This window comes from Berryella intestinalis (assembly GCF_000814825.1).
Taxonomy (GTDB): domain Bacteria; phylum Actinomycetota; class Coriobacteriia; order Coriobacteriales; family Eggerthellaceae; genus Berryella; species Berryella intestinalis.
Map to the genome: position 1 here is coordinate 624630 of NZ_CP009302.1, position 11682 is coordinate 636311.

8 protein-coding genes and 3 tRNA genes are annotated in these 11682 nt (G+C 63.8%); 5 read left to right on the top strand and 6 right to left on the bottom strand.

Annotation, left to right across the window (positions count from 1 at the left end; genetic code table 11):
• Positions 1–27: 27 nt before the first annotated feature.
• Positions 28–1710 carry a DEAD/DEAH box helicase gene (locus JI75_RS02685; protein WP_039688555.1) on the bottom strand — a complete coding sequence of 561 codons (1683 nt, stop codon included), beginning with the start codon at positions 1708–1710 and terminating at the stop codon, positions 28–30.
• 435 nt (positions 1711–2145) lie between these two features.
• Between JI75_RS02685 and JI75_RS09155 the strand changes: the two genes are divergently transcribed.
• The gene (locus tag JI75_RS09155) at positions 2146–2400 is read left to right on the top strand and encodes a hypothetical protein (RefSeq protein WP_158407616.1); all 255 of its coding nucleotides are present in this window, start codon (positions 2146–2148) and stop codon (positions 2398–2400) included.
• A gap of 114 nt (positions 2401–2514) precedes the next feature.
• Here JI75_RS09155 and JI75_RS02690 read toward each other — a convergent pair.
• Positions 2515–2590 (bottom strand) — tRNA-Arg (locus tag JI75_RS02690).
• A 213-nt stretch (positions 2591–2803) separates the two neighbouring features.
• On the opposite strand from JI75_RS02690, the gene argS reads away from it, so the two are divergent.
• Positions 2804–4528: an arginine--tRNA ligase gene (gene argS / locus JI75_RS02695; protein ID WP_039688557.1), complete on the top strand. Its 1725-nt coding sequence runs from the start codon at positions 2804–2806 to the stop codon at positions 4526–4528.
• A 104-nt stretch (positions 4529–4632) separates the two neighbouring features.
• Here argS and JI75_RS02700 read toward each other — a convergent pair whose 3' ends face one another.
• The gene (locus tag JI75_RS02700) at positions 4633–6666 is read right to left on the bottom strand and encodes a cation:proton antiporter (RefSeq protein WP_039688559.1); all 2034 of its coding nucleotides are present in this window, start codon (positions 6664–6666) and stop codon (positions 4633–4635) included.
• A 45-nt stretch (positions 6667–6711) separates the two neighbouring features.
• Positions 6712–8070 (bottom strand): NYN domain-containing protein, encoded by a 1359-nt coding sequence (locus tag JI75_RS02705; protein WP_039688561.1) that lies wholly within the window; start codon positions 8068–8070, stop codon positions 6712–6714.
• Positions 8071–8270: 200 nt separating this feature from the next.
• On the opposite strand from JI75_RS02705, the gene JI75_RS02710 reads away from it, so the two are divergent.
• Positions 8271–8347, top strand: a tRNA-His gene (locus JI75_RS02710).
• 86 nt (positions 8348–8433) lie between these two features.
• Positions 8434–8509: transfer RNA gene (locus JI75_RS02715), tRNA-Lys, on the top strand.
• A 122-nt stretch (positions 8510–8631) separates the two neighbouring features.
• Here the strand turns inward: JI75_RS02715 and JI75_RS09280 are convergent.
• Positions 8632–9003, bottom strand: a complete 372-nt coding sequence (locus JI75_RS09280; protein WP_039688563.1) for a YegP family protein — start codon at positions 9001–9003, stop codon at positions 8632–8634.
• A gap of 365 nt (positions 9004–9368) precedes the next feature.
• Between JI75_RS09280 and JI75_RS02725 the strand changes: the two genes are divergently transcribed.
• On the top strand, positions 9369–10442 hold the full coding sequence (locus JI75_RS02725; protein WP_039688565.1) for a cell wall-binding repeat-containing protein: 1074 nt from the start codon (positions 9369–9371) through the stop codon (positions 10440–10442).
• Between the two features lie 153 nt (positions 10443–10595).
• Here JI75_RS02725 and JI75_RS02730 read toward each other — a convergent pair whose 3' ends face one another.
• Positions 10596–11411 (bottom strand): metallophosphoesterase family protein, encoded by an 816-nt coding sequence (locus tag JI75_RS02730; protein ID WP_039688567.1) that lies wholly within the window; start codon positions 11409–11411, stop codon positions 10596–10598.
• Positions 11412–11682 lie beyond the last annotated feature (271 nt).

An 11682-nucleotide genomic window follows, 5' to 3' on the forward strand; every position in this document is an offset into this window, starting at 1 on the left:
GGCGCCAGACGAGCGGCCTCTAGCGCCTTAGCGGCGACCCTTCTTGGCGACCTTGCTGTAGAAGCCGCCGTCTACCGACGCCTCCACGGCTTCGGGGCGCTTCTTGGAGGCCTTGCCCCGCCCGTCGAAGCCGTGCTCGCTGCGGCGGTTGCGGTTGGGGCGCTCTGCTGCGAAGCTGCGCTCGCCGTGGCCGGAGCGCGCGCCGTTGCGGCCGCCCTCGATGTCGAACCCGTAGGCGTTCTTCTTGCCGCGGGTGCCCTTCCATCCCTCGCCGGTGCCGGGCGCGCGCCTCACGCGGCTCTCACTGCGCTCCGAGCGGCCGGCGCGGCGGGCGTCTTTGGGCTCGAAGTCGCGGTTGAACCGCTGCGAGCCTTCCTTCTTGCGGTGGCCGCCCGACTCGCCTCGGCGCTGATCGTCCGCCTTGGCGCCCTTGCGGGCGGGTCGGGGGATGCCCTTGAATGGGCGGTCGGCAGAGGCGCTCTTACCGCCGTTTTGCTTGAAGTCGCGGGCGCGCTCGATGTCGCGTGCGCGGGCCGGCTTCTTCTTGGCCTTCTTGCTCTTGGCCGACAAAAGCGTGGGATCCAGATCGTAGCTTTCGAGGTCCATCATGGGGATCTCGCGGTCGATCAGGCGCTCGATGTCCTTCAGGCCGTTGCGGCTCTCGCGGCTGACGAACGAGATGGCGTAGCCCACCTCGCCCGCGCGACCGGTGCGCCCGATGCGGTGCACGTAGTCTTCGGCCATGTCGGGCAGGTCGTAGTTCACCACGTAGCTGACGCTGGGCACGTCGATGCCGCGGGCCAGCACGTCGGTGGCTACGAGGATGTTCGTCTTGCCCTTGGCGAAGTTCTCGAGGGCGCGGCGGCGCTTGAACTGGGACTTATCGGAGTGAATGGACTCGGCGGCGTAGTCGGCATCGCGCAGCTGCTCCATGCATTCCTCGGCGCGGTTCTTGGTGCGGGTGAACACGATGACGCGGTCGAAGCCCTTCTCGTCCAAAACGGCCTGCAGGAGGTCTTGCTTCTTGCGGTGCTCGATGGGCATGATGAACTGGTCGACCGACTTGGCGGTCTCGCCGTGATGGGCTATCTCCACCGTTGCGGGGTTGTTCAGGATGGGGGCGACGCTGCGCAGCACCTTTTTGTCGAGCGTTGCGGAGAACAGCAGGGTCTGGCGCGTGGAGGGGGTTTCGGCGATGATCGACTCCATGGAGGGCCAGAATCCCATGTCGAGCATGCGGTCGGCCTCGTCGATGACGAGCACGTCGATGTCGCGCAGGTTCACGACGCCGCGCTCGCGCAGGTCGTTCAGGCGGCCGGGGGTGGCGATGAGGATGTCGACGCCGCGCTTGAGCTTTGAGATCTGGGGGCCGTACTTCGTGCCGCCGTACACGGTGCACTGGAAGTGCTTGGTGTGGCGGCTGATGGTGAAGCACACATCGCCGATCTGCTGGGCCAGTTCGCGCGTGGGGGTGACCACCAGCATGCGGGGGCCGCAGCCGCGCTTCGATTTGGCCAGCTTGCTCATGGTGGGCAGCAGGAAGGCGGCGGTTTTGCCCGTGCCGGTGGCCGCGGCGGCGCAGACGTCCCTTCCGTCGAGGATGGTGGGGATGGCCTGCTCCTGTACGGGCGTGGGGTCGGTGTACTTCAGCGCGTCGACCGCCTTGAGCGCCGCTTCGGAAAGGCCGAGTTCTTTGAATCCGTTGGTCATGTTCTTCTTCCTCGTCGTTCGCAGCGCGCAGAAGCGACCGGCCCTCTGGCCGAAGCCGCCTGGCAACAAGGCCCCAGGGCCGTTTGCGGGCAACGCGATGCACTTGAAAACTGCAGGTTATGCAGCCGCACCCGCCTCTTGCGGAGTGCTTTGCGCTTGACGCGAGCCGCTTTCTCTATGGGTGCTGGGGTTTCCAGGAGGCGCTTTGCCTGCGCCGTGCGACGGGTCTTGCGCTTGCGGCGCGCCCGATGCGAAAAGAAAGAATTTCGTGAAAAGCTGCGGTTCAGTATGGGGCCTTGCTTGCGGGTTGTCGACCGAATCTCCGAATCGCCATAAGTTCGATTGGTTTTGGTTTCGGTGAAATTTCGAGCTTGGATAAGATGCGGCGATGAGTGGTGCGTCCATTTGTGAAAAAAAAGACAAGTTTGCATCGGCGTGTGTGATTGGGGCGTCTATCAGTCAAAAATCGACGGGTTTGCATTCTCTCGTACGCTGATTGGGGAGCTTTCTTGCAATGTGGCCGTCTCCTTCAGCGATTTTGATAATAAAACGCCAGATCATACTGATCCGATGGTCTTTATGCGCGACGCACGCCGATGCAAACCGACCGATTTTTGGCATACGGAGGGCTTTTTCATGCGCGTCGATACAAACCAGCTGTTTTTTGGCATCGAGGCGCCGCCCGGATAATCGGGCGGCGCTAAGCGGCGCTTCGTTGCGCCGATCCGCCTGTGATCACCCGCAATATCAGAAACATCGATAGGAAAAGGAAGAGGCCAGACAAGCGTCTGACCTCGTGTTTCATGGCGCGCCCAGCAGGAATCGAACCTGCAACCGACGGATTAGAAGTCCGTTGCTCTATCCGTTGAGCCATGGGCGCCTTTCGCTGCGCAAAAGCGCTTCCACATGATAGCGTAAAAATGCGGCGTCGTGCGCACGTGTGGTGAATTCCGTGCGCTATCTGCTTGAAAGCGGACAATCCTCGTTATAATGAACCATTCGCGAACAGAGGCGCCCGGCTCGGTGCATGCTGTTCGCTTGGGCGGGGCCCTGTCTGGCCCCATTCGAAGGATCCCGATAGGAGAAGCTTGCAATGACGATTCGCGAACAACTTGAAGAGCTTATCGGAAGCGCGCTTGCCGCAGCCGTCGCAGACGGCTCGCTGGCGCTCGAAGAGATTCCCGCACCGGCGCTCGAGCGCCCGCGTGACGAATCCAACGGCGACTGGGCATCTACGGTCGCACTGCGATGCTCTAAGGTCGCGAAGCGAGCCCCTCGCGATATAGCCCAGATCATCGTCGACCACATCCCCGCGAACACGCTGGTGAAGTCGGTCGATATCGCCGGCCCCGGCTTCATCAACGTGCGCCTTTCCGACGAGGTGCTCCAGACGGTCGTCGCCTCGGTGCGCGACCAGCGCCTCGACTACGGCCGCGGATCCCACCCCGAGGCCGGCCGCGTGAACCTCGAGTACGTCTCGGCCAATCCCACCGGCCCGCTCCATGTTGGCCACGGCCGCTGGGCCGTCCTCGGCGATTCCATCGCACGCGTCATGAAGCATGCGGGCTATGACGTGTACGAGGAGTTCTACATCAACGACCAGGGCGTTCAGATGAACGTGTTCGGGAACTCCGTCGCCGTGCGCTACATGCAGCTGCTCGGCCACGACGTCGAGCTGCCCGAGCAGGCCTACGGCGGCGCCTACATCACCGACATCGCCCAGAGCATCATCGACGCCGACGGCAACAAGTGGGAAGGCGCGTCCGAAGAGGAGCGCATGCTGGCGTTTCGCGAGATCGCCTATCAGCAGATGATGGATCTGAACCGCGAGACGCTGTCGAACTTCGGCACGACGTTCGACTGCTGGTTCAGCGAGCGTTCGCTCTACGTTGCCGACGAGTCCGGAAAAAGCGCCATTGACAAGGCCCTCGAGGCCATGGACGCCAAGGGCTTCATCTACAAGAGCGACGGGGCGGTGTGGTTCAAGTCCAGCGCCTTCGGCGACGAGAAGGACCGCGTGCTCATCAAGGAGAACGGCGAGTACACGTACTTCATGAGCGACATGGCCTACCATCACAACAAGTTGGGCCGCGGCTTCGACCACCTCATTGACCTGTGGGGCGCCGACCATCACGGCTACATCAAGCGCTGCGAGGCCATGCTGGCGGCTTGGGGGCATCCCGGCGCGCTGGAGGTGCTGCTGGGCCAGCTGGTGAACCTGTTCCGCAACGGCGAATCGGTGCGTATGTCGAAACGTACCGGCGAGATGATCACGTTCTCCGAGCTCATCGAAGAAGTGGGCACCGACGCCGCCCGTTACACCATGCTGTCGCGCTCCAGCGACCAGCCCATCGACTTCGACATCGAAGTGGTTAAGAAGCAGGACTCCTCGAACCCGGTGTACTACGTGCAGTACGCGCATGCCCGCATCTGCTCGGTTCTGCGCAAGGCCGCCTCTGAGGCCGACGCCGCCGCCCTCGAGGCGGGCGAGCTGACGCTTGACCAGTTGGCGGCGAAGGTCGTTGGCTCCGACGTCGATCTGAGCGTCCTCACGCACGAGTCCGAGCTGGCCCTCATGCGCAGGATGGACGACTTCGCCGAGCTCATCGACCTCGCGGCTCGCGATCGCGCCCCGTTCCGCCTGACCCACTATGCGCAGGATCTGGCCAGCCTGTTCCACCAGTTCTATACGAACTGCCATATCATCGGGGAAGACGAGCGTGTCATGCGCGCCCGCTTGGCGCTTGCCGACGCCACGCGCACGGTGCTGGCCCTCACGTTCAGCCTGATGGGCGTGAGCGCTCCCGAGAAAATGTAGCCTCTCGCCAAGCGTCGGCGCGGCTCTGTCCGCCCGAGTCTTGTCGGCGGGACGCTGCAGAACGCGGTGCATGAGAAGGGCCCCTCGATCGAGGGGCCCTTTCGTTATACCTGGTTGTCCAGATCGATCTGCATCAGCATGACGTTCTGCCTCATGTCGCGCGCCTCGCTGCGCGACAGGCGCCCTTCCTCGTAGGCGGACTGTATCTGCTCGAGCTCGATGATGAGCCCGGTCCTGACCACTTCCTCGACCGAGCTCTCCCGCTTCGCGATCGCGGTTATGGAGGGGGAGGACAGCCACAGGGACGCGAGAGCCATCTGGTACTCGATGATGAGGTTGCTGTACGCCTCGGTGCGCGTGCCGCTTCTGGCCATCTCGGCCTGCATGCGCTGTATGGCGTACTTGATGGCCCGTGCCTGGATGTCGCGCATGATCGCGGCCGAGTCGGCCTTCTCGGTGCTGGGAAGGCGCCGCCGCGCTTCGTGCCAGAAGGTCCTCGCCGCCAACAGAAGGCGGCCGATCCGCGATCTCATCCGGGCGAGGCGCCCTCCCGAGCGCTGTATGGCCGCTTCGAGATGCTCGAGGCGGCTGGCGAACCGATAACCCTCGATCAGCGGGATCTCGCCGCGCTCGATCAGGTTCCAAACGTGTTCCTGCTCCCACTGGAGGGCCTGGATGCGCACTTCGGCGTCGGATGCGACCTCGATGTCCCCCGATTCCAGGACGCGTGCGATACGGTCGTTGTAACGCCTGATCACTTCCGATGTCGCGCGGCGGTTCGAGGCGGTTTGGCGCGCGGAGAGCTCCTCGATCACCGAGCGCATGATATCGGCTTGTTTTTCAGCCCGCTCGCGCCGCGTGTCGAGGTGCTCGGCCTCTTTCTTGCGGGGCGCGAGGAGCGGCACGAGGAACGTGGCCAGCACAAGGGACAGCAAAATGACGCCCGATGCGATGAATATCAGCAGGTCGCGATTGGGGAATCGCACGACCACGCCGTTGGCGACCATAGTGGTCGGGATGGTGAACATGATGGCGAGCGTGATGGTTCCCTTGGCGCCGGCAAGCGTGGTGAGGGCCGCGCTGCGCAGGCGCTCGGGAAAGGCCCGCTTCGACTCGCTTTTCCTGTCGGCGATGCGCTCGGCGGCAAGCGACCAGAGCAGGCGCGCTCCGTGCATGATGAGGGTCACCAGCACCACGTACCCCAAAAGCTCGATGTTGGCGAGGGGCAGCATGAACCCGCCGAAAAACGCGTTGGGGATCTGGGTGCCCAGCAAGACGAACACGACGCCGTTCAGCGTGAAGGTCAGAACCTTCCAGACGCTGGCCGAGACGATGTTCATATGCGCGATGGAGGGACCCAGGTTGCGCCGCGCGAACGACATGGCGACGCCGCAGGCGACGACGGCGATGACGGCGCTCACCCCGGCCTTCTCGGCGATGAGGAAGGCGATGAACGGGGTGAATATCTCGTAGAGCACGTGGAAGGTGGTGTTTTCCAGTCCGAGGTCGCGCACTTTCGCGGTGATCAGGTTGACGATGATGCCGATGCCGATGCCGAGGGCGAGCCCCCCGAAGAACTCGACGAGGAAGTCGGCCAGGGCCTCCGAGGCGACGAACGACCCGCCCGCCGCAACAGCGATGGCGAACTGGAACGCGACGATGCCCGAGGCGTCGTTGAGAAGCGATTCTCCCTGCAAAACGGCCTGTTGGCGCTCGGGGATATCGGCTTCGTCGCTGAGGGCGGCCACGGCGACGGCGTCGGTCGGCCCGAGCGCGGCACCGAGGGCGAGCGCGGCGGCCAGTCCGATCGAGGGTATGAGCGCGTGCACCGAAAACCCGATCGCCAAAGCGATGACTAAGACGAGCCCGACCGCATAGGCCAGCGTGGCGGACTTGTTCTTCCACAGCTGGGCCTTGTCGGCTTCGCGCGCTTCGTTGAACAGGAGCGGAGCGATGAACAGCACGAGGAAGATCTCGGGTTCGAGCTCGATCGAGACATGCCCCTGGGCGGCGATCGCCACCAGCGACCCCATGCCGATCTGGATGAGGGGGGACGACACCTTGGGAAGGATCTGCTCGACGATGGCGGAAACCAGCACTGCCGCTAAAAGAACCAGGGCGAGTGTGAGCGTTTCCATAGGCGGGGATCCTTCCGGGTGTCGTCGATCGAGGCGATAGTGCGGTTAGTTTTCGGGGGCGAACCTTTCGGCGATAGCGTAGCTCGAACGCTCGCGCCGATCGACGGCGATTCCGTCGAGCTGCGCCAGGAAATCGATGAGCTTGGGGTACCCGAACGCCTTGTGGTCGAATCCCTCGAACTGCGCGCGGAGGCGCTTGCCCAAGGTGGGCATGGCCACGCCGCGCTCGCCGGCGCGGTCGACTTCCGCTGCGACGTAGGCGCGAATGGCCTCCATATCGGCGGGCGCCGACCGCTTCGCGGTTTCCGTCTTCGCTTCGGCTTCGACCGCGGATGCGGCTGCGCGCTTGGCGTCCTCGCGCTGGGTTTCTTCCCGTTTCGGCTGATCGGAGGCGGCGCGATCCTGTTCTTTGGAGCTCCCGACGCGTCTGCGGTTCCTGAAGGCGCGTCCGGGCGTGGGCTTGTCCTCGTCGGAGAAGCGCGCGGCGGCCGGATCCTTCTCGGCCTGGGGCGTTGCGCCGTCGGCCTGCCCGGCAAGCGCCGCATCGGGCTTCGGGGCCGCCTCGGCGCCCTGGTCGGGCGAGGCGGGCGCCGCTGCTTCCGGCTCGCCGGTCGGTTTCGCGGAGCGCCTGTTCGGCCTCCGCTTCGCGCTCGGTTTCGGCTCGACCAGGCTGACGATGGCGATGGAGCCCTTCGTCTCGATGCTCAGCGAGGGGAAGTCGCTGAGCAGCTTTTTCAGCTGGTTGGTGCCGTAGTTGCGCACGTCGAAGTCGGGATAGCGCTTGAGCAGGCGGTTTCCCACGTCGCTGAGCGTGGTGGGTTTGTCTTGGGCCAGGTTGTCGTTGATGATGGACGTGACGGTCATCTCGATCTTCTCGCGCGAGAGCGTGGGCTCGTCGGCGGAGCGCTCCTCGTTGGCGCCGCGCGACTTGGGGGGCCGGCCCTTGGGCTCGGTGCCCTGGATGAGCACCTCGAGCGTGGTGAAGATGTCGCAGGCGGTGCGGAAGGGCAGCGGGGTCTTTTTCTCGCCCATGCCGATCACCGTGAGGCCGCTTTCTCGGATGCGCGCGGCGAGCCTGGTGAAGTCGCTGTCGCTGGACACGAGGCAGAACCCGTCGACCGAGTTGGTGTAGAGGATGTCCATGGCGTCGATGATGAGCGCCGAATCGGTGGAGTTCTTCCCTTGGGTGTAGCTGTACTGCTGCATGGGAAGGATGGAGTTCTGCAGCAGCTTGTCTTTCCATTTGGCGTGCTGGGGGTTGGTCCAGTCGCCGTAGATGCGCTTGTAGGTGACGATGCCGTACTTGGACAGTTCGTCGAGCACGGCGCTGATGTACTTGTACGAAACGTTGTCGGCGTCGATGAGAAGGGCGAGGCGCTTCTCGGATGATGGTTTGACGTCCATTGATCTCCTTGCGTGAGGGCGGCGTATGCCGATGATGTGCAGCTATGATTATAGAATCCCCAGATGAATAACTTTACCGCGGCTTGAAACGTCCAGCGTTTCTGCGTTTATCGGGGGTGTGTGGGGAAAGGGGGAATTAAAAGGCCGCGACCCCTTGATTTTCTGCCGCTATGCATCTAATATGTCTCCTTGCGCATTCGGTGGGTGTAGTTCAGTTGGCTAGAACGCCAGATTGTGGCTCTGGAGGTCGTCGGTTCGAGTCCGATCATCCACCCCAGCGCGCTGGAAAAGCTCTTGCAATCGCTTCGAGGTCTGCTAAACTGTTCCAGCGCTGTTTGAGACGCGCGACAACATACCTTTCATGGACCGTTAGCTTAGTTGGTAGAGCAGGGGACTCTTAATCCCAAGGTCCGGGGTTCGAGTCCCCGACGGTCCACCATGAAACTCCCAGGCCAGCGCCGAGTCGCTGGTCTTTTCATTTCCCCTTGCAGGATCGGTGCGCGCAGAAAAGGCCGCGCGGGCGGTGCCGGCGCGGCCTTTTCTTCAAGCTGGGTTACCGGGCTATTCGGCGTCGACGATGGGAGCCTCGGGGGCGTTTTTCATGACGCTTTCGATGCCGTTCATGCAGCTGGCCTTGGTTTTGTAGCCCTCTCCGACTGCGACGATCTCGCCGTTCGAGGCCTTCAGGCGGAAGCGCAGCTCGCCGGCCTTGTCGGCGTACACCTCGAACTTGGGGTTCTTCTCGGTGGCGAATCCCTCGACCGTCTGGTCCTCGATGCGTCCCGCCTCGGCCGCCTTCACGACCGACGCGCAGCCCTTTTTAGCGGCGTCCTTGCTGGAATAAACCTGTGAAGTTGCGATGATCTGGCCGTTTGTTGCCTTCAGATCGAATTTGAAGCCGGTGTTCGTTTCTCTGATTTCGAACTTGCCCATAAGAGCCTCCCTTTCGAGGAATCGCGCAGCGCTATCGGTGTGCGCCGCTTACCGCACAGTATCTGTGTCCGCCGTATCGGTTGTCAAACGATTTCGATTTCTGTTCGCGTCGACGATCGTCGGTCGCCTTCGGACCCCGGGGCTCTGTCGGATCGGCGTTCTATCTGCGTTTTCATCATATTTTGACTCGACGGTCGGTCAAGCGTGCCTGCCCGGGGTTTGTCGGCCGCCTTTCGCGTCGCGGTTGTTTCGAGAAGATATTCAATATTCATTGACATAACTAAATATATTATTGAGAATCGACCACTGTATTGAATAAAAGTCAAATGGTGACGAGAAGAGTCATTTGGAAAGGAACCAACCTCATGAAGAAGAGAACCATGCTGGCGGCGTCCTTGGCGCTTACGTGCGCCCTCGCGCTTCCGGCCGGCGCGGCCTTTGCGGACGAGCCTGCCGCCCCCGCGGTGAAGACCGACGCGTACGGCAATGTGATCACAGGGTCCAAGCCCCAGCCGGGCTGGCCGCGCTTGGCGGGCGATATCGCGCTTGACACCATGTCCTCCATCGTATCGAGCGATGCGGGCTGGTCGGTCGAGGGCGGAACGGTCGTCATCGCCTCGGGCGAGGGCTGGTGGGATGCGCTGTCCGTGTCGGCGCTGGCCGGTAGCGAGAGCGCGCCGGTGCTGCTGTCGTACCGCGATTCGGTCCCCCAGCAGACGCGCGACCAGCTTAAGCGCCTGAAGCCGGCCAGGGTCGTGATCGTGGGCGGCGAGGCCGCCGTGTCCGAGAAGACCGCCGCCGAGCTCGCGGCCGTCGCCGGTTCGAACCTCAAGCGCTATGCGGGCGCCGATGCCGTCGGCACGGCCGAGGCCGTAGCCGAGGCTGTCGGGAACAAGTCCGAGTACGCGGTGGTGGCCACGGCCGCCACCTTCCACGATGCGCTGTCCGCCGCTCCCTTCGCCTACGCGAAGCGCGCCCCGGTGTTCTTCACCCAGCCCGATGGCAGCCTGTCGAGCACGACCCTTTCCGCCATCGGGAATCGGAAGGTCATCGTGATGGGCGGCACCGCTGCCGTTCCCGCTTCGGTGGAAAAGCAGCTCGGATCCCGCTTCCTCCAGCGCGTGGGCGGCGCCGACGCGGTCGCCACGTCGAAGCTCTTCGCCCAGAAGCGCCTCGACGAAGGGGCTTCGCGCGAAGGCATGGGCGTGGCCACGGCGAACAGCTGGTACGATGCGCTGACGGGCGCGGCTTTGTGCGGAAAGCAGGATTCGGTCCTGCTGCTCGCGACCGACCACGATACGTCCGCCATCACCGAGGTGGCCCGCAAGGGTTGGAACACCCCTTCCTGGAAGCAGTGCTCCGGTTGGATCTTCGGAGGCACGGCCGCGCTTTCCGACGAGGCCATGATGGCCATTCCCGCGTCGGGGTATACCGACTAGGCGGCCTTTTTCCGGAAGCGCCGGGTGCTCGAGGACGTCTGCGCTCGGGTGCTTTGTGCGGGACCTTCCATATGCGCGGCACCAACGAGGCCGTCGGGTTTTCCCGGCGGCCTCGTTCATGTGACGGTGCGCTGTTAGCGGCCTGCGCGTCCGCTACCGGCAGCCGTCGATCCAGGCTTCCTCGATGAAATCGTATCCGCGCAGGGAAACGCCGTACTCGTCGACGCTTACGAACCATCCTTGGGCGAACTCCCGACCGTAGCCGTCGTCGTAGGCTATGGCCCCCGTGTTCGCGAAGGTGGGGCCGACGCCTATGCGCCTTGTGCCAAGCGGGAAGTGGCTGTGCCCGGTGAACACGTATGCGCCGGGATGGCGGTCGAGCACCGCCCTGAGATCCGCGTCGTTTTCGATCGAGCGGCCGCTCCCGTGGTGCGCGAGGCTCCCCTCAACCGTGTCGAAGAGGGGCTCGTGGTTGAAGACGAGCGGCGCCGAACCCCTCTCTTCGTCGTCCGAGAGCATACGGTCGAGCCATTCCAGCTGGTTATCCGATATCCTGCAGCCGTCCCAGCGCTGCGGCTTCTCGTCCCCGGCCAGAAGGATCAGGTGCGTGCGGCCCACAGTGAGGTCGCGATAGGGCGCCTCGGAACCGACATGTCGCGCGAAGCGAGAAAGCGACCAAGTAAAGCGCGGGAGGCGGCACTCGTGGTTCCCCAGGGCCAGGACCAGTCGGTCGCGCTGCAGTCCCGCGCGTCGCGCGGCTCGGGCTACCAGCCGGTATTCCCAGGGCATCCCGTAGTCGGTGAAGTCGCCGACGATGACCACGGTCGAGTCGGGCTGAAGCTCCAGCGCCTTCGAGACGACCCGTTCGAGTCGTTTTGCCCGGTAGGGCTTCGCAAGCGAGACGTGGGTGTCGCTCATGATGAAGAAGCGGTCGGTAGGAGCGGTGCGGAGTTGCTGGTCGCTGTTCATAGGTTCCCGTCTCGATAGAGGTGCGGCCCGCGGCCGGATGCCCGGGCTTTCCGAGCATCATAGGACTGTCGGCTGCGTTGCGCCACCGTCTGCATCGGATCACCCGCTCGGCCCGATCCGCCTTCCCGCCGGGCCGCCCCGTTTTCGCCCCATCCGCCCCTCGGCTCGATCCCGGCCGGCTGCGATGGGGGCGCGCTGGAAAAAAGCAGCGCCCTGTCAAGGGAGAACAGGGCGCTTAGCAAGGGGGATCCGGCTCGAAGCGACGGTGAAG

Bases quoted from the DNA above. Each gene is read 5' to 3' on its own strand.
- JI75_RS02700 (WP_039688559.1), bottom strand. From the start codon at position 6,666: ATGGAAACGCTCACACTCGCCCTGGTTCTTTTAGCGGCAGTGCTGGTT.
- JI75_RS02730 (WP_039688567.1), bottom strand. From the start codon at position 11,411: ATGAACAGCGACCAGCAACTCCGCACCGCTCCTACCGACCGCTTCTTC.
- JI75_RS09280 (WP_039688563.1), bottom strand. From the start codon at position 9,003: ATGGGCAAGTTCGAAATCAGAGAAACGAACACCGGCTTCAAATTCGAT.
- JI75_RS02725 (WP_039688565.1), top strand. From the start codon at position 9,369: ATGAAGAAGAGAACCATGCTGGCGGCGTCCTTGGCGCTTACGTGCGCC.
- JI75_RS02685 (WP_039688555.1), bottom strand. From the start codon at position 1,710: ATGACCAACGGATTCAAAGAACTCGGCCTTTCCGAAGCGGCGCTCAAG.
- argS (WP_039688557.1), top strand. From the start codon at position 2,804: ATGACGATTCGCGAACAACTTGAAGAGCTTATCGGAAGCGCGCTTGCC.
- JI75_RS02705 (WP_039688561.1), bottom strand. From the start codon at position 8,070: ATGGACGTCAAACCATCATCCGAGAAGCGCCTCGCCCTTCTCATCGAC.